At 63.0% G+C, this 25,201-nt stretch carries 19 protein-coding genes; 11 read left to right on the forward strand and 8 right to left on the reverse strand.

Going from position 1 to position 25,201, the window contains the following annotated elements:
• The first annotated feature begins 58 nt into the window (after positions 1-58).
• The 5 genes from EL255_RS14785 (at position 59) to EL255_RS14805 (ending at position 6,958) form a co-directional block, all read left to right on the forward strand.
• Entirely contained in the window at positions 59-1,222 is a 1,164-nt protein-coding gene (locus EL255_RS14785) for an efflux RND transporter periplasmic adaptor subunit (RefSeq protein WP_042653856.1), read from the forward strand.
• Entirely contained in the window at positions 1,219-3,234 is a 2,016-nt protein-coding gene (locus tag EL255_RS14790; RefSeq protein WP_042653857.1) for a MacB family efflux pump subunit, read from the forward strand. The genes EL255_RS14785 and EL255_RS14790 overlap by 4 nt, the downstream gene beginning before the upstream one ends.
• A 2-nt stretch (positions 3,235-3,236) precedes the next feature.
• Positions 3,237-4,652, forward strand: a complete 1,416-nt coding sequence (locus EL255_RS14795) for an efflux transporter outer membrane subunit (RefSeq protein WP_042653858.1) — start codon at positions 3,237-3,239, stop codon at positions 4,650-4,652.
• Positions 4,653-4,784: 132 nt separating this feature from the next.
• Positions 4,785-5,591 carry a siderophore-interacting protein gene (locus tag EL255_RS14800; protein ID WP_042653859.1) on the forward strand — a complete coding sequence of 269 codons (807 nt, stop codon included), beginning with the start codon at positions 4,785-4,787 and terminating at the stop codon, positions 5,589-5,591.
• Between the two features lie 260 nt (positions 5,592-5,851).
• A complete protein-coding gene (locus tag EL255_RS14805) occupies positions 5,852-6,958 on the forward strand; it encodes a 3-deoxy-7-phosphoheptulonate synthase (protein WP_042653860.1) in 1,107 nt (368 codons plus the stop codon).
• 501 nt (positions 6,959-7,459) lie between these two features.
• Here EL255_RS14805 and EL255_RS14810 read toward each other — a convergent pair.
• A complete protein-coding gene (locus EL255_RS14810) occupies positions 7,460-7,867 on the reverse strand; it encodes an H-NS family histone-like protein (RefSeq protein ID WP_042653861.1) in 408 nt (135 codons plus the stop codon).
• Between the two features lie 422 nt (positions 7,868-8,289).
• Positions 8,290-9,234, reverse strand: a complete 945-nt coding sequence (gene dsdC, locus EL255_RS14815; RefSeq protein WP_042653862.1) for a DNA-binding transcriptional regulator DsdC — start codon at positions 9,232-9,234, stop codon at positions 8,290-8,292.
• A 230-nt stretch (positions 9,235-9,464) separates the two neighbouring features.
• Here dsdC and dsdX point away from each other — a divergent pair, with 230 nt between their 5' ends.
• The 3 genes from dsdX (at position 9,465) to EL255_RS14830 (ending at position 12,656) form a co-directional block, all read left to right on the forward strand.
• Positions 9,465-10,802 carry a D-serine transporter DsdX gene (gene dsdX / locus EL255_RS14820; protein ID WP_042653863.1) on the forward strand — a complete coding sequence of 446 codons (1,338 nt, stop codon included), beginning with the start codon at positions 9,465-9,467 and terminating at the stop codon, positions 10,800-10,802.
• A 16-nt stretch (positions 10,803-10,818) separates the two neighbouring features.
• A complete protein-coding gene (locus EL255_RS14825; protein WP_042653864.1) occupies positions 10,819-12,150 on the forward strand; it encodes a D-serine ammonia-lyase in 1,332 nt (443 codons plus the stop codon).
• A gap of 329 nt (positions 12,151-12,479) precedes the next feature.
• Positions 12,480-12,656 (forward strand): hypothetical protein, encoded by a 177-nt coding sequence (locus EL255_RS14830; RefSeq protein ID WP_126623380.1) that lies wholly within the window; start codon positions 12,480-12,482, stop codon positions 12,654-12,656.
• A 73-nt stretch (positions 12,657-12,729) separates the two neighbouring features.
• On the opposite strand, the gene icd is transcribed toward EL255_RS14830, so the two are convergent.
• Positions 12,730-13,983 (reverse strand): NADP-dependent isocitrate dehydrogenase, encoded by a 1,254-nt coding sequence (gene icd / locus EL255_RS14835; protein ID WP_042653865.1) that lies wholly within the window; start codon positions 13,981-13,983, stop codon positions 12,730-12,732.
• A gap of 202 nt (positions 13,984-14,185) precedes the next feature.
• Complete coding sequence (locus EL255_RS14840) at positions 14,186-15,061, reverse strand: helix-turn-helix transcriptional regulator (RefSeq protein ID WP_042653866.1); 876 nt, start codon at positions 15,059-15,061, stop codon at positions 14,186-14,188.
• Positions 15,062-15,190: 129 nt separating this feature from the next.
• Between EL255_RS14840 and manA the strand changes: the two genes are divergently transcribed.
• Together manA and EL255_RS14850 are read left to right on the forward strand one after the other, a co-directional pair.
• Positions 15,191-16,402: a mannose-6-phosphate isomerase, class I gene (manA, locus tag EL255_RS14845; RefSeq protein ID WP_042653867.1), complete on the forward strand. Its 1,212-nt coding sequence runs from the start codon at positions 15,191-15,193 to the stop codon at positions 16,400-16,402.
• A gap of 295 nt (positions 16,403-16,697) precedes the next feature.
• Complete coding sequence (locus tag EL255_RS14850) at positions 16,698-17,246, forward strand: YgjV family protein (RefSeq protein ID WP_084228359.1); 549 nt, start codon at positions 16,698-16,700, stop codon at positions 17,244-17,246.
• 139 nt (positions 17,247-17,385) lie between these two features.
• Here the strand turns inward: EL255_RS14850 and EL255_RS14855 are convergent, their stop codons facing one another.
• Positions 17,386-17,535 (reverse strand): hypothetical protein, encoded by a 150-nt coding sequence (locus tag EL255_RS14855; protein ID WP_126623382.1) that lies wholly within the window; start codon positions 17,533-17,535, stop codon positions 17,386-17,388.
• Positions 17,536-18,210: 675 nt separating this feature from the next.
• Here EL255_RS14855 and EL255_RS14860 point away from each other — a divergent pair.
• Positions 18,211-20,106, forward strand: a complete 1,896-nt coding sequence (locus tag EL255_RS14860) for a PTS fructose transporter subunit EIIC (RefSeq protein ID WP_042653869.1) — start codon at positions 18,211-18,213, stop codon at positions 20,104-20,106.
• 128 nt (positions 20,107-20,234) lie between these two features.
• On the opposite strand, the gene EL255_RS14865 is transcribed toward EL255_RS14860, so the two are convergent.
• From EL255_RS14865 to EL255_RS14875, 3 genes are all read right to left on the reverse strand, one after another.
• A complete protein-coding gene (locus EL255_RS14865; protein ID WP_048823139.1) occupies positions 20,235-22,565 on the reverse strand; it encodes an Ig-like domain-containing protein in 2,331 nt (776 codons plus the stop codon).
• Between the two features lie 282 nt (positions 22,566-22,847).
• A complete protein-coding gene (locus tag EL255_RS14870) occupies positions 22,848-23,705 on the reverse strand; it encodes an aldose 1-epimerase (protein ID WP_042653870.1) in 858 nt (285 codons plus the stop codon).
• Complete coding sequence (locus EL255_RS14875) at positions 23,702-25,111, reverse strand: sugar porter family MFS transporter (RefSeq protein WP_232018875.1); 1,410 nt, start codon at positions 25,109-25,111, stop codon at positions 23,702-23,704. The genes EL255_RS14870 and EL255_RS14875 overlap by 4 nt, the downstream gene beginning before the upstream one ends.
• Positions 25,112-25,201 lie beyond the last annotated feature (90 nt).

Genomic DNA, 25,201 nt, shown 5'->3' on the forward strand with positions numbered 1-25,201 from the left:
GCCGTTTGCTGCAGGATATTGCCCTTGCACGGCTTCGCACGTTTCGTTCAGGTGATAAATGAAAATACTCCCCAAGCAGGGCAAGCTCGTCCTGCTCGTCCTCATTCTGCTGGCCATCATCGGTTGGCTGGCCTGGCCCAGCAAGACGCAGGCCCCGGTATTGACCGCCTCCGTCATCCGCCAGGACGTGGAGCAGACCGTGCTGGCCAGCGGTGTCCTGCAAGCCATCGAGCAGGTGGATGTGGGTGCCCAGGTCTCGGGTCAGGTAACCTACCTGGCCGTAGAAGCCGGGCAGCACGTCAAGCAGGGAGACCTGCTGGCGGAGATAGATCCCCTGATCGCCCAGAACAACCTCAAGACCGCCGAGGCGGATCTGGCCAGCCGCCGTGCTCAGCTCAAGATCAAGCAGGCGCAGCTCAAGCAGAACGAGCTGGCCTGGCGCCGCCAGCAGCAGATGTTCAGGCAGGAGGCGAGCTCCCGGGCCGATCTGGAGAGTGCCGAGGCGCAGCTGGCGGTCACCCGGGCCGAGCTGCAGAGTGCCCAGGCCGACGTCGACAGCGCCCTGATCAAGGTGGATCGCACCAAGACAGAGCTGGGCTATAACCGCATTCAGGCCCCCATGGATGGGACAGTCGTCTCCATCGTGACCCGCCAGGGCCAGACCCTGGCCGCCAGCCAGACGGTGCCGACTCTGCTCAAGCTCGCCAACCTGGAGACCATGACGGTCAAGGCCCAGATCTCGGAGGCCGATGTCACCAAGGTCAAGGCTGGCATGCCGGTCTATTTCACCCTGATCGGGGATCCGGATACCCGCTATCACGCCACCCTGCGCACGGTCGAGCTGGCCCCCACCAATATCAACGAGCAGACCGCCAGCAGCACGGCGACCAGCAACGCGGCCGTCTACTACTACGCCCTGTTCGATGTGCCCAACCCGGACCATCAGCTGCGGGTCGCCATGACGACCCAGGTCACCATAGTGCTGGGTGAACGCAAGCAGGTGCTGGCGATCCCCCAGACCGCCCTCGGCAAGAAGCTGGGGGACAACGAATATGAGGTCAGCCTGCTCAAGGAGGACGAGCAGAAAGAGACCCGCCGCATCAAGACCGGCATGAAGGACGACATCAAGATCGAGGTGGTGAGCGGCCTGAACGAGCAGGACAAGGTCACCCTGGAGCAGGGCAAGCCCGTCCAGGACGATGACGGGGAGATGAGGCCGTGAGCGAGCCCCTGATCCGGCTCAAGGGCATAGAGCGTCGCTACCAGAGCGGGGAGCAGGAGGTCACGGTGCTGCACCCGCTGGATCTCTGCATCCAGGCGGGGGAGATGGTCGCCATCGTCGGCGCCTCCGGCTCCGGCAAGTCCACCCTGATGAACCTGCTGGGCTGCCTCGACCGCCCCAGCTCGGGCGAGTACCTGTTCCGCGGGCAGGACACCGCCCAGCTGGATGCCCTCGCCCTGGCCCGTCTGCGCTGCCATCACTTCGGTTTCATCTTCCAGCGCTATCACCTGCTGCCCCATCTGGATGCGGCCGCCAACGTGGAGATCCCGGCCATCTACGCCGGCACCTCGCGCCCCGAACGCCAGCTGCGGGCCCGCACCCTGCTGTCCCGCCTCGGCCTGAGCGATCGCAGCCACCACAGGCCGGGTCAGCTCTCCGGCGGGCAGCAGCAGCGGGTCAGCATAGCCCGGGCGCTGGCCAATGGCGGCGAGGTGATCCTGGCCGACGAACCCACCGGGGCCCTCGACAGCCACAGCGGCAAGGAGGTGATGGCCATCCTCAAGGAGCTGCATGGCCGGGGCCACACCATCATCCTGGTGACCCACGACATGGCGGTGGCCAACCACGCCGATCGCATCATCACCCTGCGCGATGGACGGGTAGTGGAAGACAGTGGCCAGCCCGCGACGACGACGGCCCGAGACCAGGCCGAGCCTGGTCTCCCCCTGCCCGCAGAGACGGTGGAGGAGCGCAAACTTATGCCGACCCACGCCGCCGGCCAGCCTGCGACGTCCATCGCCAAACGGGGCAGCCAGGGCTGGGATCGCTACCGGGAGGCTGGCCGCATGGCCCTGCATGCCATGCTGGCACACCGCATGCGCACCTTCCTCACCATGCTCGGCATCATCATCGGCATCGCCGCCGTGGTCAGCGTGGTCGCCCTCGGCCAGGGGGCCCGCGCCAAGGTGATCAATGACATCAACGCCATGGGCACCAACACCATCGACATCTTCCCCGGCAAGGACTGGGGGGATGAGAAGGCGGCCAGCATCCAGACCCTGAACGAGCGGGATCTCGACGCCCTGCTCGGCCAGCCCTATCTGGAGGGGGCCAGTCCCCAGATCGCGACCTCGGGTCAGCTGCGTTATCGCAACAAGACCAGCAGTGGCAACGTGGTCGGGGTCGGCAGCGACTTCTTCCGGGTCAAGGGGATGACGCTCACCCAGGGCCGGCTGTTCGATGAGCGGGATATCCAGAGCCGGACGGCGGTGGCCGTGGTGGATGGCAAGACCATAGAGAGTCTGCTCGGCAAGGAGGACCCCATCGGCCAGGTGGTGCTTGTCGGCACCCTGCCGGTGCGCATCATCGGCGTGGTGGCGCAGGAGACCGGCTTTGGCCGCAGCAGCCAGTCGGTCACCGTCTGGTTGCCCTACAGCGCCGTGATGAGCCGTCTCATCTCCCAGAACCACTTCAGCCAGATCACCATCCGGGTCAGGGACGGGATCCAGCCCGCCCTGGCCGAGCAGGCCGCCGTGGCGCTGCTGACCCAACGCCACGGGGTGAAGGACTTCTTCACCTTCAGCAGCGACAGCATCATCAAGTCGGTGGAGAAGACCACCGCCACCATGACCCTGCTGGTCTCCGCCATCGCGGTGATCTCGCTCATCGTCGGCGGCGTCGGGGTGATGAACATCATGCTGGTGTCTGTGGTGGAGCGCACCCGGGAGATCGGGATCCGCATCGCGGTCGGCGCCCGCCAGTCCGACATACTGCAACAATTCCTGATCGAGGCGGTGATGGTCAGCCTGCTGGGCGGCCTGCTCGGCATCGGCCTGGCCCTGCTCATCGGCTTCGTGTTCTCACTGATAGTGGAAAGCTTCCAGATGCACTTCTCACTCTTCTCCATCCTGATGGCCTTCGGCTGCTCCTCGCTCATCGGGATCCTGTTTGGTTACCTGCCTGCTCGCAACGCGGCCCGGCTAGATCCGGTCGAGGCGCTGGCGAGGGAATGATGATGCACAAGTTGTCCAGACAGAGGCGCCGCCTCTTATCCAGACAGGGCCGCAGCCTCTTATCGCGACCAGCGCTCTGCCTCGCCACCGGCCTTGTCCTCAGCGCCTGCAGTCAGCAGAGCACCTATCACCAACCGGATCTGGTCGTGGCGCCGAGCTGGCAGCAGGCCGACGAGGGGCTCACCCAGCAGCAGGCGGGCCTCTGGTGGCAGGGGTTTAAGGATCCCGCCCTCGACCGGCTGGTCGATGCCGTGCTGGCCGCCAACCCGGATATGCAGGTGGCGGGGCTCAGGTTGAAGAACGCCCTGCTTAGCGCCAGCCTGGCCGACACCAATCTCACCCCCTCGGTCAACGCCAGCATAGGGGTCAGCGGCAACAAGAACATGGGCACCGGCGTGACCAGCCGCAATCTGGGCCCCTCTCTCAACCTGGGTTACGAGGTGGATCTGTGGGGCAAACTCGCCTCGGTCCGGGATCAGGCCGGCTGGGAGGCCCAGGCCAGCGAGCAGGATCTGGCGGCCACCCGTCTGATGCTGATCGGCAAGGCGCTGGAGCAGTACTGGCAGCTGGCCTATCTCGGCTCGGCCATCTCCCTCGGCGAGCGCCAGCTCGCCAACTACGGCCGCGCCGAGCAGCTGACCCGCGCCAAATATGACGCCGGTGCCGTTACCCGGCTCGATCTGGTGCAGGCCGGCCAGCAGAAAGCCGGCAAGCAGGCGGAGCTCGCCTCCCTCGTCCTGCAGCGGGAGCAGGCTGGCAATGCCCTGCGGCTCTTGCTCGGCCGCAGCAGCGGTCCGCTGGAGTTCATCCCGGCCGCCCTGACGACCAGCCCCATCCCATCGCTGGCGGTCGGCATTCCGGCCGACGTGCTGGCCCGGCGCCCCGATGTGCGGGCCGCCGAGCTGCGGCTGCGCAAGACGCTGGCCAGGGGGGACGAGATCCGCACCAGCTTCTACCCCAGCCTCAGCCTGACCGGCAGCGCCAGCACCACCTCGGACACCCTGACCCAGGTGCTGCAAAATCCGGTGGGGACCCTGGGGGCCACCCTGGCCCTGCCCTTCCTCGAGTACAACAAGACCAAGCTCTCCATCGCCAGCTCCGAGGTCGATTACCAGATCGCCGAGACCGAGTTTCGCAAGCAGCTCTACGGCGCCTTGCTGGAGGTGGAGGATGGGCTGGCCGCCCGCCATCAGGGCGAGCAGCGGCTGCGCTATCTGGGGCAGCAGCTGAGCTATGCCAGGGAGGCCGAGCGGTTGGCCCGGGCCCGCTTCCAGGCCGGTGCCACCGGGGTACAGCCCTGGCTGGATGAGCAGAATCGGCTGTGGGATGCCGAGCTCAGCCTGTTGACCCAACAGCAGAGCCAGCTCAACACCATGGCCGGGATCTACCAGGCGCTGGGGGGGAGCGATCGGGGCTAGTCAGCCGCCTCTCTGTGCCACGGCCGGGGTAAATATCCCTCCCGGCCGTGGCACCCTTCTCACCCACAAACCAATTGATAATAATTTTCATTTGATGAAGAATGAGCGCCATTGCCTGTCAGGAGTACTCATATGTCACAGCCCGCCCCGGTCAATCGCCCTCGCCTGCTCACAGTCAAACAGGTCCATGATGTGGGCCCCCATCTGCGCCGCGTCTGTCTGACCAGCCCTGAGCTGGCCGACTACCCCTTCAGCTGTGGCGGCGCCCATGTCAAGATCATGCTGCCCCAGCCGGGCCAGCCCCATGCCGTGCTGCCGACCCCGACCCCCAAGGGGCCCCGCTGGGAAGACCCGAGCCAGAAACCCATCCTCCGCACCTTTACCATCCGCGCCTTCCGGCGTGAGGCGCTGGAGCTGGACATCGACTTCGCCCTGCACGGCGATGCCGGCCCGGCCAGCCGCTTCGCCCTGCGGGTCCAGCCTGGCGATCTGCTCGCCATCTCAGGCCCCGGTGGCCCGGATCCCATGCTGCAGCCGGCCCTGCACTACTACATGGCGGGGGATCTCACCTCCCTGCCCGCCATCAGCGCCATGGCAGAGGTGATGCCGGCCGAAGCCCGGGGCCATATCGCGCTGCTGGTGCCCCATAGAGAAGATGTGCAGGATCTGTCGCTGCCCGTCGGTGTCAGCCTGCGCTGGTTTGTCGGGACTCCCGACCAGACCGAGCCCCTGGTGAACTATTTCACGGCCCTGCCCATGGCCTCTGAGCAGAGCTATTTCTGGTTCGGTGGGGAAGAGGGGCTGGTGGTGCCGCTGCGCCGTCATGTCAGACGCGCGCTGGAGGTGGATCGCTCCCAGGTCTATGCGGTGCCCTACTGGCGCCACGGCAAGGATGAGGACGCCTACCATCAGGATCGCCATGTCGTGATGGATAGCTGATAACGCCTTATTTTTCTTATGGTTATCGGGCCTTTTCCCATTCGGGATCGGGCCCGATTGCAATCCGGTTTCTGCCCTTTTTACCCCCTCCCCCCCATTCTGGTGATCCTCGTTCTAGTGCTTGCATTTGAGACTGACAACAAGATAATGATAATCACTCTCAACAAATAGTGATGTGTCAGCGTCCCTCGCCGCCTGATCCGGCGTCCGGGTTTCGCAGGTACCTCATCGACCCCATTTGCACAGCAAGGTAATCCCAGATGGCAGTTTTGAATTCGGTAATGCGCGCCTTCGCGGTGGAGGCGCTCCCCACTCCTGCCGACCTGTTGGCACAGCATCCCTGCCCTGCCGAGATGGCGGAGCAGATTGACCAGCACCGTCACCAGGTTCGTCAGATCCTGACCGGTGCAGACGATCGCCTGTTGGTGGTGATCGGCCCCTGCTCCATCCATGATCCCCTCGCCGCGCTCGACTATGCTCGGCGCCTGACACGCCTCGCCGAGGCCTATCAGGACCGGCTGTTGATAGTGATGCGCACCTATTTCGAGAAACCACGCACCACCGTCGGCTGGAAGGGTCTGGTATTCGACCCCCATCTGGATGGCAGCAACGACATCGGCCAGGGTCTGTGCCTGGCGCGCCAGCTGCTGCTCGACATCAACCGGCTGGGACTGGCCACCGCCACCGAGTTTCTCGATACCACCAGCTTCCTCTACCTGGCCGATCTCATCAGCTGGGGGGCGATAGGCGCCCGCACCACCGAGTCTCAGGTACATCGGCAACTGGCCTCGGCCCTGCCCTGTCCCGTCGGTTTCAAGAACGGCACCGACGGCAATATCCAGGTGGCCATCGATGCCATCCAGGCCAGCGAGGCCTCCCATCTGTTCACCGCCCCCGGCAGCCAGGGTGGCATAGTGGTGATCAAGAGCGAGGGCAATCCGAGCGGCCACATCATCTTGCGCGGTGGTACCCTGCCCAATTATCACCAGAGCGATGTGATGGATGCCGCCGAACGGCTGGCACGGCAGGGACTCAACCATCGACTGATGGTGGATTGCAGCCACGGCAACAGCCAGAAACAGCACAAGAACCAGATCCGGGTCGCCGGGGAGCTCTGCCGCCAGCTGAGCGAGGGCAGCGAGGCCATCGCCGCCGTCATGGTCGAGAGCTTCCTGCAGGGGGGGAGCCAGAAACCGGCCCCCCTGAGTGAACTCCAGTACGGCCTGTCGGTCACCGACGCCTGTCTGTGCTGGGATGACAGCCAGACGCTGCTGGCCATGCTGGCCGATGCCGTCGAGGCTCGCCGGCAATCCCAGGGGACAAGCTCGCCGTCGACCCGCCGCGAAGAGGCGTTGCCGGTCAGTTAATCGACCGCTTATTTGTTAATGCCAGGGATCGCTCCAGATCCCTGCATTAAATAGCCGCCATCATTATCCCCCAGACAAGCTGCGCATATCGCCAGTCGTCGAGGGTCAAATAGACCAGCGATAACCCGAGTTAAATAACCTGACATGAGTTAATGCCTTTATGGCCACGCGGACAGCATCTCGGGGAGAACGAAGAAGTCTGACTGAAAGAGTGCCCTCTCATTTCCTCGATGAGGGGGTCCGTCACATGCTTCTGCGAGTTTCATAGGTGAAAATAAATGGGCTGTATGAGTCCAACTTCAAGTGGTCGGCAATGATGGGATCAGGATTGATCCCATTGCTTCCAGCAGGGGGAATCTTCTTTATTGGATCGAGATGATCATGCAGATCCAGATATGCCGGCGAAAATAGCGCAGCTGCGCCATGGGGGTGATTTTGTATTATCCCAAAAATAATAATGCCGCCCATTGGGCGGCATTATTGACAAGCGGATCCAGACAATCAGATCAAGAAGTCGTTCAGATCCTTGCCCAGCGCAACCTGCTCGGCAATGGCTTTCGGCATACGGCCCTGACCGGTCCAGGTCTTCTCCTGGCCATCTTCCTGATACTTGTACTTGGCAGGACGCGGAGCACGCTTGCTCTTGGCTGCGCCAGCGGCTGCCGGGGCAGCGACGCTGCCGATCAGCTCACGCGGGTCGATACCGGCTTGTTGCAGCATCTCGGTAAATTCGCTCAGCTTGCGCTGACGCTCTTCCTGCTCGGCACGTTCCTGTTCAACAGACTCGGCACGCTCGTTATATACCAGATCAAACTTTTCTTTCGCTTCTTGCAGTTGCTCAAACGGCAGTTCACGAATGGCAGCACGCAAGCTGCGAATGTTCAGTAGAACTTTCAGAAACTCGTTCATTACTTCCTCACAGAATTATTTTTGTATGTCACAGGGATAACACAGTTTGAGAATAGCATGTCCGCTCGATAACAACATAATGATTTTATAGTGCAAGCAGGAGGCTTGACAACATCATGACCATTATTCGTTGCCGTTAATTCACACTGTTGTCGTTATTGAAAAAGAGGGCAGCTAGACATTATTTTCTTCAGCCTTGGTTAATCACGGTCAGATCCTCAGCCAGGATATTCGTCGATCCGATAAATGAGCATGGAGTCATCCAAGCACCGGGGGATGATAAAACACCAGATCTCTCCCGACTCATGTCAGTCTGCCATCCACTGCGAATACCGAGGGCATTATCCGCCCCCGGATAGAAATAAACCGCGGCGAGTCAGCCAGCCCCGCCACAGGAATACCCCACCTTGCAGCCCTCCGACTCAGCACGCCATCGCGGCCTGGGCGCCTATCCAGTCGATGAAGGCCTGGATCTTGGGGCACTGGCGGTTGGGGAGCGTCGCCATGTAGTAACGCTGCTCGCAGCGCACCTCCCTGCCCGGGAAGGGCTCCACCAGCTCGTTGCGCTCCAGCCGCTGGCGTACCAGGTTCTTGCGGCCCATGGCCACCCCGGCGTGATTCATGGCGGCGATGATGGCGAGATCGGAGCGATCGAAGCCCATGCTCGACTGACAGCCGTCGAGGGAGATCCCGGCCTGACGGGCCCAGCTGCACCACTCGTCGGTGTCGGAGTCGTACCCCCAGGCCTGCCTGTCGTGCAGCAGGCGGCAGCGAGATAAGTTGTCAGGGTTATCCAGCAGCCCATGCTGCTCGGCATAGTCGGGGCTGCATACCGGCACCATGTATTCATCCATCAGCGGGTGGATGGCGAGCCGCTCCGGCATCTTGTCGTCGAAATAGATCGTCAGATCGATGCCATAACCGTGCAGGTTGACGTTCTCGTTGCCGGTCATGATGTTGAGATCGATCTGGGGATGCAGGCGGGAGAAGTCCGCGAGCCGCGGCACCAGCCAGCACTGGGCGATGGAGGGGCGGGAGTAGACAGTCAGGGAACCGGACAGTTCCTGATTCTTGATCTCCAGGATCTCCTGATTGATGAACTCCAGCGAGGACTTGAGCGCCCAGAAGATCCGCTGCCCCTCCGCCGTCAGCATCACCTTGCGGTGAAAACGCTGGAACAGCTTGAAGCCAAGCTCCTCTTCCAGCGCACCTATCCGGTGGCTCACCGCGCTCGGGCTGAGCGCCAGCTCATCCGCCGCCAGGGCGAAGGAGCAGTGACGGGCCGCCGCCTCGAAGGTGTGCAGCTTGGAGAGTTGATAGCCGCTCAGCAGCTTGTTTCTCGATACATAGTTGTCTTCGGTATACATCCGCCTTCCCCATCACCGGCTAAAGATCGCCGTCATGATATCCCGGAAAGCCCGCTTTAGGATGAAGCAACCGAATCCAAGTCACAGATCCACAGCTAAATGTGATGAATGTGGCACCTTTGCATCAACCCAGCGCATCCAAGACGCCATTTTCATCATTTGTCAGCCCGGCGCCATTCCCGTTCAATAGGCCCATCGTTCATCTCTTATCACCCTTGTCGAGGCGCAGTATGAATTCTGAAATGTGGGTCGTCGGTACCTTGCTGACTAGCATCATCCTGATCGTCTTCACCATAGTGAAGGGCAGGATCCACCCCTTCCTCGCCCTGCTGTTGGCGAGCTTCTATGTCGGCACCATGATGGGGATGAACCCGGTCAAGATGGTCAATGCCATGGAGGAGGGCATAGGCGGCACCCTGGGCTTCCTCGCCGCCGTCATCGGCCTTGGCACCATACTCGGCAAGATGATGGAGGTTTCGGGCGCCGCCGAGCGCATCGGCCTCACCCTGCAGAAGTGCCGCTGGCTGTCGCCTCAGGTCATCATGGTGCTGGTCGGCCTGGTGTGCGGCATCACCCTGTTCGTCGAGGTGGGGGTGGTGTTGCTGATCCCGCTCGCCTTCTCCATCGCCCGCAAGACCAACACCTCGCTGCTGACGCTCGCCATCCCGCTCTGCACCGCCCTGATGGCCGTGCACTGCATAGTGCCGCCCCATCCGGCCGCGCTCTATGTCACCAATCAGCTGGGAGCCGATATCGGATCCGTCATCGTCTACGGCCTCGCGGTCGGGCTCTTTGCCTCCCTGGTCGGCGGCCCCCTGTTCCTGAAGCTGCTGGGCAAGCGGGTGCCGTTCAAGAGCGTGCCCGCCGCCTTTGCGAATATCGAGGCGCGCGATGAGGCCGAGCTCCCCTCCCTCGGCGCCTCCCTCTTCACCGTGCTGCTGCCCATACTGCTGATGCTGGCCAAGACGGTGGCCGAGCTGAACATGGATCAGAGCTCCATCCTCTATACCCTGCTGGAGTTTATCGGCAACCCCATCACCGCCATGTTCATCGCCGCCTTCACCGCCTACTACGTGCTGGGGATCCGCCAGAGCATGAAGATGGAAGGGCTGCTGGACAAGACGGAGCAGTGCTTCTCCTCCATCGCCAACATACTGCTCATCATCGGGGCCGGTGGCGCCTTCAACGGCGTGCTCAAGGCCAGTGGCCTGGGGGACAGCCTCGCCACCATCCTCTCCCAGCTGGACATGCACCCCATACTGCTGGCCTGGCTGGTGGCCATAGTGCTGCACGCCGCCGTCGGCTCCGCCACCGTCGCCATGATGGGGGCCACCGCCATCGTCGCCCCCATCATGGTGCACTACCCGAACATCAGCCCGGAGATCATGACCCTCGCCATCGGCTCAGGCGCCATCGGCTGCACCATGGTGACCGACTCCCTGTTCTGGCTGGTGAAGCAGTATTGCGGCGCTACCCTGAACGAAACGCTCAAGTACTACACCAGTGCCACCCTCCTCGCCTCCCTGATGGCGCTGGCCGGCACCTTCCTGCTCTCCTATATCGTGTAAAAGACAGAGACATCCCATGAAAAATACCGACATTGCGCAGCTCATCTCTCAGTACCCGCTGGTTCAGACGCTGATCTCTCTCGAGCCTGTGACCTGGTTCAACCCCAATGCCACCACATTGGCGGCCGGCCTGCCCTACGTGGGGCTGGATCAACGCGACGTCGCAGACGCCTCAGCCCGCCTGGCCCGCTTCGCCCCCTACCTGTGCCAGGCCTTCCCCGAGACCCGTGCCATGCAGGGCATGTTGGAGTCCGAAGTCGCGGCCATCCCCGCCCTGCAGGCAACTCTCAATGAGCGTTACGGCGTTGACCTCACCGGCCGGCTGCTGCTGAAAAAAGACAGCCACCTGCCGATCTCCGGCTCCATCAAGGCCCGTGGCGGCATCTACGAGGTGCTGACCCATGCCGAGCAGCTGGCGATCAAGGCCGGGTTGCTGCGCGAAGACGACGACTACAGCAAGCTGTTCAGTGATGAGTTCCGCCGCTTCTTCGGCCAGTACAGCATCGCCGTGGGCTCGACCGGCAACCTCGGCATGTCCATCGGCATCATGAGCGCCAAGCTCGGCTTCACCGTCACCGTGCACATGTCCGCCGATGCGCGGGAGTGGAAGAAGCGCAAGTTGCGCGAACACGGGGTCATAGTGGTGGAATACGTCGAGGATTACGGGGTCGCCGTGGAGCAGGGGCGTAAGGAGGCCGAGCGCGATCCCAACTGCTTCTTCATCGATGACGAGAACTCCCGCACCCTGTTCCTCGGCTACTCGGTGGCGGGTGAGCGGCTGAAAAAGCAGTTCGATGAGATGGGCATCGAGGTGGATGCCGAGCACCCGCTGTTCGTCTACCTGCCCTGCGGAGTGGGCGGCGGCCCGGGCGGGGTGGCGTTTGGCCTGAAACTCGCGTTCGGGGATAACGTTCACTGCTTCTTCGCCGAGCCCACCCACTCCCCCTGCATGTTGCTCGGGGTGCACACCGGCCTGCACGATCAGATCGCGGTACAGGATCTGGGGATCGACAACCTCACCGCCGCCGATGGCCTCGCGGTGGGGCGCGCCTCCGGTTTCGTCGGCCGCGCCATGGAACGGCTGCTCGATGGCTTCTACACCCTGAGCGATCAGGAGATGTATGACCTGCTGGGGCTGCTGGACAGGGATGAGCAGATCCGCCTCGAGCCTTCCGCCCTCGCCGGCATGCCGGGCCCCTGGCGGGTCAGCGCCGATGGCGAGTGGCAGGCATCCCGCGGTCTGGATGCCCTGCGCATGGCACAGGCCACCCACCTGGTGTGGGCCACCGGCGGCGGCATGGTGCCGGCGGAGGAGATGGCAAAATACCTCGCCACCGCCAACATCTGATCTTTTTTAAGCCGCAAAACCCGCCACCCTGGCGGGTTTTTCTCTTCTGGGATCAGCAAGATGGCATGCTCTTTACCCAAGATCTGCCGGCACCCACGCCCCTCCCCCTGCCGTCAATCCCCCCAAGTTGGTTATTTTGTGATACGATAGGGGCCGTTTTTTGACATCTGCGCCCCGTTGACGCCCATATCCGGCGAGATCACTACCCAATCCGGTGATAACAACGAGCAGTCGCGCAGCACAACAAGTGACCTGGTTGAGTCATATCTGGCGAGTTCGCTCGGCCAGAGGGCAATCACCAAGGGCACCTTAGATAAGGAGATCGGGCAATGAAACAGTATCAAAGCTGGCTGGGACAATATCTGATGAGCCGTCGCGATGGCGATCACGCCATGGCCTCCGAACTCGCCAACTCCATCTGCGAGTTCTGGCAGGCCCAGGGCGACGAAGCCGAGAGCAGCAAGTGGCAGCAACGTTATCAACAACACATAGAGCAGGCGCAATAAGGCAAGAGCCTTCGTCTGTCACCCATAAAAAAACCGGCGCTCATGGCGCCGGTTTTGCTTTTGGGAAACCCGATTACATCTGGTCGACCATGTCCTGGGCGAACTGGGAACAGGAGCGCAGGGTGGCGCCTTCCATCAGTCGCTCGAAGTCATAGGTGACCGTCTTGTTGGCGATGGCCGCTTCCATGCCCTTGATGATGAGGTCGGCCGCTTCGACCCAACCCAGGTGGCGCAGCATCATCTCGGCGGAGAGAATGAGGGAGCCTGGGTTGACCTTGTCCTGACCGGCATACTTGGGCGCGGTGCCATGAGTCGCCTCGAACAGGGCCACACCGTCACCAATGTTGGCGCCGGGGGCGATGCCGATGCCACCGACCTGAGCGGCCAGGGCGTCGGAGATGTAGTCACCGTTGAGGTTCATACAGGCGATGACGTCATACTCGGCCGGGCGCAGCAGGATCTGTTGCAGGAAGGCATCGGCGATGACGTCCTTGACGATGATGGTCTTGCCGGTCTTCGGGTTCTTGAAGGAGCACCAGGGGCCGCCGTCGATCAACTGGGCGTCGTACTCTTTCTGGGCCAGGGCATAGCCCCAATCCTTGAAGGCACCTTCGGTGAACTTCATGATGTTGCCCTTGTGCACCAGGGTCACTGAGTCGCGATCGTTGTCGACGGCGTACTCGATGGCGGCACGGACCAGACGCTCGGTCCCGGCCTTGGACATCGGCTTGATGCCGATGCCGCAGGACTCGGGGAAGCGGATCTTCTTCACGCCCATCTCGTTTTGCAGGAAGGCGATGACCTTCTTGGCTTCATCGCTGTCCGCCTTCCACTCGATGCCGGCGTAGATGTCTTCGGCGTTCTCGCGGAAGATCACCATGTCGGTCAGATCGGGACGCTTGACCGGGCTCGGGGTCCCTTCGTAGTAACGGACCGGGCGCAGGCAGATGTAGAGATCCAGCTCCTGGCGCAGGGCCACGTTGAGGGAGCGAATACCGCCACCGACCGGGGTGGTCAGCGGGCCCTTGATGGCCACGCAGTATTCACGAATGAAATCCAGGGTTTCGGCCGGCAGCCAGGCACCTTCGCCATAGACATGAGTCGATTTCTCGCCGGTATAGATCTCCATCCAGGCGATCTTGCGCTCGCCTTTGTAGGCTTTCTCGACCGCGGCATTCACCACACTCAACATGGCCGGGGTCACGTCCACACCGATGCCATCCCCTTCGATAAACGGAATGATCGGGTGGTTGGGAACCTTCAGCTTGCCGTTGGCATCGACTGTGATTTTCTGACCCTGGGTCGGGATAACTACTTTGCTTTCCATCGGCATCTCCTAACTTCCGTTTGTTATAAATCTGATCGTTGCGCGCGGCCATCTTAGCCCATCCATTTTCATAATCAAATGGCGAGCGTGCATGTCCGACCATAGTCGAGTACTGGATCACAGTGCGCTCTGTCCGTGCGCATCCGGCACACGGCGAGGCCCGCCGGCGCCAGCGCCGATGCGGGTCCAATGGCATCCGTCCTCATCCCGCCAGATCCTCCGGCTGCCCCTGGGGCTGGCTCAGGGAGCGGTACTGGGACGGGGTCAGCCCGGTCTTCTGCTTGAACACCCGGCAGAAATAGTTCACATCGCCGTAACCGCAGCGGCTCGCCACCTCCTCCAGCCGGAAGCGGTACTTTTTCAGCATGAACTTGGCCCTGTCGATCCGCACCCAGCTGATGTAATCCGCCAGCCGCATGTGGCCCTGCTCGCGAAACAGGTGGGAGAGATGGCTGGCCGAGACGTTGAAGCGGTGGGCGATGGAGTCCCGGGTGACGGGGCGGTGAAAGTTCTCCTGAATGTAGATGCAGATGCCGTGAAACAGATCCGCTCCCCTGGGCCGCTCGGCGGCGGATTCTGCCAGCAGCTGGCGGGCGCTGGTGAGCAGCGCCTGCAGCAGGTGGTTGTCGGTGGGGGAGCGGCCGGGATCCTCGGTCAGCACGTTGAGCGCCGCCAAGATGTGTTCGAGCACATGGCCGGCCCTGGCCATGATGCTGTGCTTTTGCACATCGAAGAAGTCGGGGTCCTCCCGGCGCTTGCTCACCAGGCTGAAGCCGAGCTGGCGCTTGCCAAACAGCAGGCTCAGCACCGAGCAGTCGGTGGTCCATTGCGGCTTGTTCCAGCCGTTGGGGGGGATGTAGAGCGCCTGCCCCGGCAGTACGCTGATCTCCTTGCAGCCCAGCTCCTTGTCCCAGACCTGGTTGTGGTATTCGCCGCTGAACACCAGTTCGAGGCGGGGAAAGTTGACCTGATAGCTGAAGCCGGGTGGAACCCCCTGTTCGCTGGCGAACCAGATCTGCTCGAAAGGAACCTGTTCGTGGAGGGCGCCGTCGAGCAGCTGGCTGAAGATGAGTGACATGATGATCCCGATCAAGAGAGAGGCAAGCGATTGCGGCGGCAAAGGTCGCCCATGTTATAGTCCGGGCCGGACCGTCAATTCCACCCTTTTCTGCAAACCACTTTCTTCAAACTCAATGAGGCGTCCCTTATGAGCAGTCGAGATCTGCCCTCCTTCCTGTTGATGCAAAACCCGATTCAAGGCTATGACTGGGGCAGCCATGACGCCCTCACCACCCTGTTTGGCATCCCCAATCCGGACGGCAAACCCCAGGCCGAGCTGTGGATGGGCGCCCATCCCAACGGCTGCTCCGAGGTGAACCTGGCGGGCAACGCACAGAAGCTCTCCGCCGTTATCGAGGCCGCCCCCAGCGCCGTGCTGGGCGAGGCCACCGTCGCCCGCTTCGGCAGCCTGCCGTTCCTGTTCAAGGTGCTCTGTGCCGAGAAGGCGCTCTCCATCCAGGTGCATCCCAGCAAGGCGCAGGCCGAAGCGGGCTTTGCCAAGGAAGAGGCCGCCGGCATCGACGCCAAGGCGAGCAATCGCAACTACAAGGATCCGAACCACAAGCCGGAGCTGGTGTTTGCCCTCACCCCCTATCAGGCGATGAACGGTTTTCGCGCCATTCCCGCCATCCTGGCACTGTTCGAGCGGGTCAAGCTGGCGGCCATCGCCGATCTGGTCGCGGCCCTCGCCGCCAACCAGAACGAAGCCGGGTTGCAGCACTTCTTCCACCAGCTGCTGATCCTGGCAGGCGCACGCAAGGAAGCCGCCCTGACGGGCCTGCTGGCCTATGCCAGCGAGCATCAGGACGAAGAGACCTTCGCACTCATCGCCAACCTGGCCGCCCAGTACCCGGGGGATGTGGGGCTCTTCTCGCCGCTGCTGCTGAACGTGGTGACCCTCGAGCCGGGCCAGGCCATGTTCCTCGATGCCTGCACCCCCCACGCCTATGTGCGCGGCACCGGCCTCGAGATCATGGCCAACTCCGACAACGTGCTGCGGGCCGGTCTCACCCCCAAGTACATAGACGTGGCCGAGCTGCTGGACTGCACCCGTTGCGTCGCCAAACCCGACGATCAGATCCTGCTTGCCCCCCGCGTCGAGGGCATGACCGAGAACATGGTGCAGCACTTCGAGGTGCCGGTGCCGGACTTCACCTTCAGCGTCTACCCGGCCGGTGAGCATGCCCTCACTACCTCCAGCGCCGAGATCCTGTTTGCCATAGATGGCACAGTGACGCTCAGGCAGGATGAACAGATACTGCGGCTGGAGAAGGGCCAGTCCGCCTTCGTCCCCGCCGCCACCGGCCACTATCGGCTGCTGGCCGAGGGCCGGGTCGCCCGCGCCGGCAACCGCTGCTGACGGCTGTCTTGCTAAAGCGATAACCGGACAAGGGCCATCATCGATGGCCCTTGTCATTGGTGCCAGATCCCGACCTGGCCTCCCTCTCTTGGCCCTCCCGCAGCGCGGCGCCTTGACGGGCGCCGGCCGTCACATGGTACGATTCCGCACCGGCCACGGCCCCCTGATAGAAGCCCCCCATGAATGACCCCCTGACCCTATCCGTTGCGTTCACAGTCGCGCTCGCCTGCGGCAAACCGACCCGCAGCCAACACAATGACTGCCAGCCAAGGCCGCCCTGCAAGGGCCCCATCCTGTGAGCGCCGAGCCGAGCGGGCTGATGCCGCTCTGGACGCTGTTCCAGCAACAACCCCTGGCGCAGGGCATCGGCCTTGCCGCCATGCTGGTCGGGATCAGCGCCTTTAGGCAACGGGACGACGGGCGTTTTCGACTGCGGCTTTGCCTCTATCAGGCGGCCATCGCCCTCCACTTCTTCCTGATGGGTGCCAGCACGGCGGCCCTCAGCGCAGGCCTCAGTTGCATTCGCACCACCGCCTCGGGGCACACCCGCAGCCCATGGGTGATGCTGTTCTTCCTGATCCTGGTCTGGGTGCTCGGCATTCCCCAGATCACGAACCCGGTGCAGTGGTTGCCCATCCTAGGTACCACCATAGGCACCTGGGGACTGTTTCGCGCCCAGGGCATCACGCTGCGGCTGAGCATGCTGGCGGGGGGCCTGTGCTGGACCAGCCACAACATACTGATAGGCTCCATCGGGGGCAGTCTGATCGAAGTCAGCTTCCTGTTCGTCAACTGCCACACCATGTACCGCATGTGGCGGCAACCGCAGTCGAGCCCGGCCTGACCCCGCCCGGCATTGCCGGCCCGCGGTCTGAGAGAGCCGAGCAAGGCCGAGATAAGCTTGAAAAAAAACCACCGCCCTGTCTCGGGGCGGTGGTTTTTTATTATCTGCGCAACCGGTAGCCATGATGGCCGTCGGCAGGCTAGTGTTCTGCCGCTTCCGGCTGGGGAACCTCGGTACGCTCCCGCTGCAGTTCATCGACCCTGGCCTGCCACTTGTCATGGGCCTGCTTCTGCCCTTGTGACTCAAACTCCTGGCGCATGGTGTCGATCTCTTGGTCAAGTTTTTCCATCAGGATGTCTCCTTACATCAATAGGGTTACACACTGGCTGACGGCACTGTTGGCCAACCTGCTCACAGAGTGTGACACCACTATCCCCCCAACTGTCCAACGAAATAAACGATTGATTATCCATAAACCAATCTAAAAATTGGGTGAAGACTCTCCTGCAAGCAGGCCAACAGGGCCAGAGCAAGGGCGCTTGCCACCCTTGCCCGTTCCAATTGCGCAGCAATATCAGCCACCTATCCCCATGACTCTCACCGCCATTCCCCTGCTGCCGGCTCGGGCGCGCCTCCGGTTTGGCCGCCTCAAACCGCGACGGCAGTCGCCTTCCCTCGCCCCCGCCAGCCGCATTTTTGCCAGACGGCTCACATTTCAGGGGGTGGCAATAGCACACAAATCTCCATCCCCCGTGGCTGACCGGCGAGGCAGATGGCACCTTGCCCCCTTGGCCCTCATTCCAAAAACCACAATAACCATATGTTTTTAAATGATATTAAATGCGGACCGGCAGACTCCCCTCTCGAAACCAAAATGCGAGCAGGGTCACAGGCCCGGCGCACTGACACAAAAATCCAGTAAAGGGCACATATGTCCGATTTCGATGAGACGGCAAGGGCGAAACAATAGACGGGTCAATTGTTACCCATCGCAACGGCTCCACGAAGGAGCCAGGAGACACATATGCTCACCTCGTTGATAGATGAAGGACTGATCTGCCTCGACATCGCCGCCAAAGACAAGCAGGGGCTGTTTGTCGAGCTGGCCGCCCGGCTCAAGGCCAGCGGCAAGATTGCCAATCAGGATCAGTTCGTGCGCGACCTCTGGGCACGGGAAAATCTCGACAACACCGGCTTCGAGCAGGGGGTCGCCCTGCCCCACGCCAAGAGCGAGGTAGTACTCCACCCCGCCATCGTCATCGGCATCAGCCGCCAGGGGATCGACTACGGCGCCGAAGATGGGCAGCCCTCCAAGCTGTTCTTCATGATTGCCTCCCCGGCGGGGGGCGCCAACCACCATATCGAGGTGCTGGCCGAGCTCTCCACCAAGCTGCTTGAGCCAGGCTTCATCCCGCAGATGCAAGCGGCCAGCAGCAAGGCCGAGGTGCTCAGCCTGTTGACCAGCGCCCAGCCCGACCCCAAGCCGCGGCCACAAGCCAAAGCCCTGGCGAAGCCCAGCGTGCCTGAGCCCCAGGATCGCAGCATCAAGGCCCAGCTCGGCACCCTCAAGCAGCACCTGTTGTTTGGCACCTCCCACATGATCCCCTTCATCGTCGCGGGGGGCGTCTTGCTGTCGCTGTCGGTGATGATGAGCGGCAAGGGCGCGGTGCCCGAGGCCGGGGTGCTCAAGGACATGGCCGACATGGGCATCGCGGGGCTGACGCTCTTCACCGCCGTGCTCGGCGGCTACATCGCCTACTCCATGGCAGACAAACCGGGCCTGGCTCCGGGCATGATCGGCTCCTGGATCGCGGTGCAGCAGTTCCACACCGGTTTTCTCGGCGCCATCCTGGTGGGCTTCATCGCAGGCCTCATCGTCAATCAGCTCAAACGCATAAAACTACCGGATTCCATGAGTTCGCTCGGCTCCATCTTCATCTATCCGCTGATCGGCACCTTCCTGGTGTGCGGCATAGTGATGTGGGTGATAGGCGCCCCCATCGCCGCCATGATGGACGGGATGAACCACTGGCTCTCCAGCATGGCAGGCTCCGGCAAGGTGATGCTGGGCGCCATCCTGGGCGGCATGACCGCCTTCGACATGGGCGGCCCGGTCAACAAGGTCGCCACCCTGTTCGCCCAGACCCAGGTCAACACCCAACCCTGGCTGATGGGCGGCGTCGGCATCGCCATCTGCGTGCCGCCACTCGGCATGGCGCTGGCCACCCTGCTCTCGCCCCGTCGTTACAAGAAAGAGGAGCGTGAAGCGGGCAAGGCGGCCGCCATCATGGGCATGATCGGCATCAGCGAGGGGGCCATTCCCTTTGCCGCCGCCGACCCGGTGCGCGTCATCCCGGCAATCGTCGCGGGCGGCATCGTCGGCAACATCACCGGCTTCATGATGCACAGCATCAACCACGCCCCCTGGGGCGGCTGGATAGTGCTGCCGGTGGTGGAAGGCAAGATGGGCTACATCCTGGGCACAGTGCTCGGCGCCCTGACCACGGCCCTCATCGTCAACCTGCTGAAAAAGCCGGTGACCGAGGATGAAGAAGTGAGCCAGCCCGACAGCGACTACCAGGCCATCGAGGCCGAGGGTGAGGCGGACGTGCTCGCCATCACCGCCTGCCCCTCCGGCGTGGCCCACACCTTCCTCGCCGCCAAGAGCCTGCAAAAGGCGGCCGCCAAACAGGGGATCAAGCTGAAAGTCGAGACCCAGGGCGCCAACGGCATCATCAACCGCATCACCGCCAAAGACGTGGCCAACGCGCGCTACGTCATCCTGGCCCACGACGTGGCCATCAAGAACCGGGAGCGATTCAAGGACATCGAGATCATCGATGTGAAGACCAAGGAGGCCATCCACAATCCGGAAGGGTTGCTGGCCCGCACCCTGGCAGGCAGCAGCAAGGTAGCCTGACGAGACTGGCACTGACTGCAGATGAAAAAAACGAAGGGGCCTCAGGGCCCCTTCTTGTATGTCTGCGTACCGCGAGCCCGTCATGATGCTGACTGTGGCTCGCTCGGGATATCCCACCCGGTGCCGGATCAGGGGGCCGGCTTGACCAGGGTATCGAGCCCGCTCACCACCAGGGTGCCCCTGCCTCCCGTCATCTTGTGGAAGTTGGTGCCCTGCTGGGAAGGGTTGTCGGTGCGGGCCAGCAGGGTGGCGCCATTGTTGTAGTTCTGGATCTCGGTGGCGGTGAGCGCCCGATCCGACAGGATCAGCAGCAGAGTACGAAACTCCTTCTGCGAGTTAGCGGCACTCGGCACCCTGGTCTGCTGGTCAACCGGGATCCGGTTATAGGCATCGATACTGGCCGGATCCGTCATCTCGGATGCATCCATCAGCCCCATCAGGTAGAGCTCGATATCGGCGTAGTTGGCACTCACGCTGTTCAGCTGTCCGACGATGCCGAGCCAGGGAGCCCAGTGGCCGGTGGCAGGAGGGACCACCCAGTTTGCCCAGCGATGGGCCATCTCGTGCAGTATGGGGCCGTAGGTCGAGGTCGACAGGTACCTTTTCGCGTACAAAAACCAGATGCCCTGCAACTTGCCATCCGAGTGAAACTCCGCCGAGCTATCAAACATGCCAAGGCCGATGCCCGCCACATCGTTCCTGACGTGGGCGTACTCGCCGGTGGGCATATCTACAGGGGTCGTGGGAACCTCCTCGTTGTTCATCACCACTGTGATGAAGTCGAACTCGTCCCGGAACTGCTCGTAGACCCGCCCGCTCAGCGCCTTGAGGGCGCTCTGTCCCTCGGGCGAGTTGATGGAGGTCGCATTCCAGAATGCAAACTCCGCCTGGCTCAGCTGCAACGAGGCGATCTGGTTATACCGCGGTTCTATGACGATGGGTGCCACGGGTGCTACCGGCATCACAGTGAGCTGCGTCGCCGTACTGGTGACGCCGGCCAGGCTGGCGGTGATGAGCGCCAGCCCCTCGCTCAGGCCGCTGGCCTCCCCCCGGCTTCCATCCACGTTGCCGATAGTCGCGATGGTGGGGGCATCGGAGTACCAGATAGTGGAGGCATCGCCCGTCACATCCCGATTGCTGCCATCGGAGAGGGTCGCCACGGCCTGGAACTGCAGCCGGTTCCCGATGGACAAGGATGCCGCTGGCGGCGTGACCGCCAGACTGGTCACCACGGCGGATGACACAGTCACCGGAGCCGATGCACTGAACGGCATGCCCTCGACAGTGCCGCTCGCCGTGATGGTGGCAACGCCAGCCGTTTGCCCCGTCACCAGCCCCTTGCTGCCCTCGAGGTTGCTGACGGTCGCGATCTCGGGTTGGCTGCTGTGCCACTGTACGAGGGGGTTGTCGGTGACGTCGAACGATGTCCCGTCTGACAGATGCGCCACGGCGGTGAAGGCGAGCTGCAGCCCCACCGGGACTGTCCCGTCCGTCGGTTGCAACTCGAGCCGGGTGACGAAGGCCGAGCTTATCCTGAGCTGCTCGGTCGCATTGAGGGGCACCCCGTTGATGGTGCCGCTCACCCTGATGGTGGTGCCGCCCTGCGCCAGTCCGGTGACCAGCCCGCTGTCGCTGATGCTCGCCACCGCCGGATCGCTGCTGCTCCAGCTCAGGGCCTCATGCTCGGTCACATCGATGGGGGCACTGCCATCCGACAGGCTGGCGAAGGCGCTCAGCTGCGCACTCATCCCCACCGGCAGCGGATCTTGCGGGGCATGGATATCCAGCCCGGTGATCAGGGCATCCGTCACTTCCAGTTGGGCCGAGGCCTGAAGCGGCTCGCCATTGACCGTTGCGACGGCCTCCAGGGTCAGTGCCCCGACCGCCAACCCGGTGGCCAGCCCCTTGCTGCCCTCCTCGTTGCTGACGACAGCCAAACTGTCGTCACTGCTGTGCCAGCTCAGGGCCGAGGCGTTGGTCACATCCCGCGACTGGCCGTCTGAGAAGCTGGCAGTGGCCACGAAGGCCTGGCTCAAGCCCACCGGCACAGTGGCACTGGCCGGGGTCAGCTGCAGCCCGGTCACATAGGTGTCGATGACCTCCACCCTGGCGGTGGCGCTGTAGGGTTCACTGTTCACCATGGCGGTCGTGGTGATGACCGCCGTGCCCGGGCTGATCCCCTTGGCGAGGCCATGCTCATCCACTGTCACCACGGCGGCGTCACTGCTGCTCCAGGCGACGTCGGGGTGTTGGGTCACGTCCTGCACCGAGCCATCTTCCCAGGTCGCCTGCGCCTGGAACTGCTGCTCGAAACCGACGGGGACCCTGGCCTCACCCGGGCTTATCTGCAACGAAGAGAGGGGGTGACCATCCCCCGTGGAGCCCCCCTCATCGTCATCACCACAACCCAGCAGCGCCAGGGCCGCCAATCCTATCATCAAGCACTTAGCCAACTTCATTGCCACTCCTTCCTCTCTTCCTTGCCCGGACCACTCAGGGTGCGCCGGGGCCGCTGGTCGCCGCGGCTGTTTTTACCTGGCGCGGAGTAGAGCAACGGGGCCTGTCGTCGTCCACCGAAAGCCACGACAGATACAGGCTGCATTAAGAAAGGGTCAACAAAAGGTTGCGCCTGGCGCGGCAGCCCGCTGACGGCCTGCCCTGCACCCACCCAGGCCCTCGCGTCGGCCCCAAAGGTTGAGGCCCTTGCGGGCCTCGAAATGGGGATGGGACGAGGCGCCGACTCATGGCGTCGCCAGCAGGCTGATGGTCATGCCGAGGCTCATGCGATCGCCGCGCGCCAGCAGCCGCAGGCCGGGGTGACCGGCCATATGGTGGGCATTGGCGGCGTGACTCTGGGGCTCAAGGCAGACGAAGCCGCTGCCCTCGTCGGGCTGATAGAGCATCAGGAAGCCGCCATCGCTGGAGATCTGCAAGCGTTGATAGCGGCCCGGATGCTCGATCTCGGCCTGCCCGCGCCAGCCGCCATAACAGTGGTTAAGCCAGCCCTGTGGCCGCCGCCACTGGCGAAAGTCCAGGTTGGGCGCCAAGGCGCTGCTCCAGTTGGTTGGCAGGTGATCCGCCCCCTCCTGCCAGACCCCGCTCGCCAGAAAGCGCAGCCGGGTCTGCTCATCGCGCCAGAAGAAGGGGTGAAAACCCGCACCATAGAGGCAGGGTACCTCCCCCAGATGGGTCAAGCCGATGCGCGCCACCAGGCTAGGCCCCTGCAGGCGATAGTCGATCTCCGCCAGATAGTGAAAGGGGCCGTTATGGCCGGTGAGCTGCAGCGTCACCGAGCTGCCGGTCTGCGCCACCGTCTGCCATGGCCGCAGCCACCCCTCCCCGTGCAGGAAGAAGTCGGGATCGGCGTCGCTCTCGGGCAGAGGTTGCGCCTCCCCCCACAGCTCGAAGCCATTGCCCGCCACCCGGTTGGCCAGCGGCAACATGGGAAACAGGGCGCTCTGCCCCGGCTGCCAGGGGGCCTCGGGGTCGGTGTCCCGCAGCAGCGGGCGCCCTTTGTCATCCTCCAGCCCTAGCAGGCAGGCCCCCTGGGTTGAAACCCGCATCCGAAGATGCGGGTTGTTCAGGTTGTGCACCTTCATGCAGAGGTGCTCGCCTTGGCCTGGGTCAGCTCCACCTTGCCCTGGGCCAGCTGGGCTTCCAGCGCCTCCAGGGTCACGCCCTTGGTCTCGGGCACCTTGCGGTAGATGAAGATGAGGCCGGCGAAGCTGATGAGGCCATAGAGCAGGAAGCTACCCGCTGCCCCCAGTCCGGCATTGAGCAGCGGGAAGGTGTAGGTCAGCACGAAGCAGGCGATCCAGAGCGCCAGGGTGCCCGCCGACATGGCCAGACCCCGCACCCGGTTCGGGAAGATCTCCGAGAGCAGCACCCAGGTGACCGGCGCCAGGGTCAGGGCATAGATGGCGATGGCCGCCAGCACCAGCAACAGCACCGGCAGGCCCAACACGCCGCTGGCGTAGGCCGCCGCCATCATACCGTAGATGATGGTGAGACCGGCCGAGCCGATCAGCATCAGCTTGCGGCGACCTATCTTGTCCACCATGGGCAGCGCTATCAGGGTAAACAACAGGTTGATGAGGCCGGTGGCGACGATGGACTTGAGGGTGCTGTCGATGTCAAAGCCGGCGGAGGCGAAGATCTCCTGCGCGTAGTTGAAGATGACGTTGATGCCGCACCACTGCTGGAACACCGCCAGCACTATGCCGATGATGAGGATGGGGCGCACCGAGGGTTTGCCCAGCTCCGCCAGGGACACCTTGTGGGTCTCCCCCACCAGGGTCTGGCGGATCTCGGCCAGGGTCTGTTTGGCATAGGCATCACCGCCTATCTTGCTCAGCATGCGGGACGCCTTCTCATACTGCCCATCCTTGGCCAGCCAGCGGGGGGATTCCGGCACGAAGAACATCAGCACCAGAAACGCCAGGGCGGGCACCAGCTCGGCGCCGAACATCCAGCGCCAGCCGGACTGACCATTCCAGGTCGCCAGAATGTCGGCCTGGGTCGCGCTGCTGGCCACCGGATCGGCGATCATCAGGTTCACCAGCTGGGCGGCCAGCACCCCGATGACGATGGTGAGCTGGTTGATGGCCACGAACTTGCCGCGCCTGTCGGCCGGGCTTATCTCGGCGATGTACATGGGGGAGAGCGCCGACGCGAGACCGATCCCGATGCCGCCGATGATGCGGTAGACCACGAACAGATCGAAGTTGCCGGCCGCGGCCGTGCCCCAGGCCGAGATGGTGAACAGGACGGCCGCCAGGATCAGCGGCTTCTTGCGGCCGAAGCGATCGGACGACCAGCCGGAGATGGCGGCCCCCAGCACGCAGCCTACCAGCGCCGAGCTCATGGCCCAGCCGGATTGGGCCGGATCCGTGATGGCGAAATAGGCCTCATAGAAGGGCTTGGCCCCGCCTATCACCACCCAGTCATAGCCGAACAGCAGGCCACCGCAGGCGGCCACCAGGCAGATCATCCAGATGTAGCCCATATTGAGCCCACCCGTATCCATTTGATTTCGCGAACTTTTCATGACTCACTCTCGCTATCTTGTGATTGTAGGGTACTGGGGCGCTCCGCA

The organism is Aeromonas encheleia (genome assembly GCF_900637545.1).
Taxonomy (GTDB): Bacteria; Pseudomonadota; Gammaproteobacteria; order Enterobacterales; family Aeromonadaceae; genus Aeromonas; species Aeromonas encheleia.

Bases quoted from the DNA above. Each gene is read 5' to 3' on its own strand.
- EL255_RS14785 (WP_042653856.1), top strand. From the start codon at position 59: ATGAAAATACTCCCCAAGCAGGGCAAGCTCGTCCTGCTCGTCCTCATT.
- EL255_RS14795 (WP_042653858.1), top strand. From the start codon at position 3,237: ATGCACAAGTTGTCCAGACAGAGGCGCCGCCTCTTATCCAGACAGGGC.
- EL255_RS14800 (WP_042653859.1), top strand. From the start codon at position 4,785: ATGTCACAGCCCGCCCCGGTCAATCGCCCTCGCCTGCTCACAGTCAAA.
- EL255_RS14805 (WP_042653860.1), top strand. From the start codon at position 5,852: ATGGCAGTTTTGAATTCGGTAATGCGCGCCTTCGCGGTGGAGGCGCTC.
- EL255_RS14810 (WP_042653861.1), bottom strand. From the start codon at position 7,867: ATGAACGAGTTTCTGAAAGTTCTACTGAACATTCGCAGCTTGCGTGCT.
- dsdC (WP_042653862.1), bottom strand. From the start codon at position 9,234: ATGTATACCGAAGACAACTATGTATCGAGAAACAAGCTGCTGAGCGGC.
- dsdX (WP_042653863.1), top strand. From the start codon at position 9,465: ATGAATTCTGAAATGTGGGTCGTCGGTACCTTGCTGACTAGCATCATC.
- EL255_RS14825 (WP_042653864.1), top strand. From the start codon at position 10,819: ATGAAAAATACCGACATTGCGCAGCTCATCTCTCAGTACCCGCTGGTT.
- EL255_RS14830 (WP_126623380.1), top strand. From the start codon at position 12,480: ATGAAACAGTATCAAAGCTGGCTGGGACAATATCTGATGAGCCGTCGC.
- icd (WP_042653865.1), bottom strand. From the start codon at position 13,983: ATGGAAAGCAAAGTAGTTATCCCGACCCAGGGTCAGAAAATCACAGTC.
- EL255_RS14840 (WP_042653866.1), bottom strand. From the start codon at position 15,061: ATGTCACTCATCTTCAGCCAGCTGCTCGACGGCGCCCTCCACGAACAG.
- manA (WP_042653867.1), top strand. From the start codon at position 15,191: ATGAGCAGTCGAGATCTGCCCTCCTTCCTGTTGATGCAAAACCCGATT.
- EL255_RS14855 (WP_126623382.1), bottom strand. From the start codon at position 17,535: ATGGAAAAACTTGACCAAGAGATCGACACCATGCGCCAGGAGTTTGAG.
- EL255_RS14860 (WP_042653869.1), top strand. From the start codon at position 18,211: ATGCTCACCTCGTTGATAGATGAAGGACTGATCTGCCTCGACATCGCC.
- EL255_RS14865 (WP_048823139.1), bottom strand. From the start codon at position 22,565: ATGAAGTTGGCTAAGTGCTTGATGATAGGATTGGCGGCCCTGGCGCTG.
- EL255_RS14870 (WP_042653870.1), bottom strand. From the start codon at position 23,705: ATGAAGGTGCACAACCTGAACAACCCGCATCTTCGGATGCGGGTTTCA.
- EL255_RS14875 (WP_232018875.1), bottom strand. From the start codon at position 25,111: ATGGGCTACATCTGGATGATCTGCCTGGTGGCCGCCTGCGGTGGCCTG.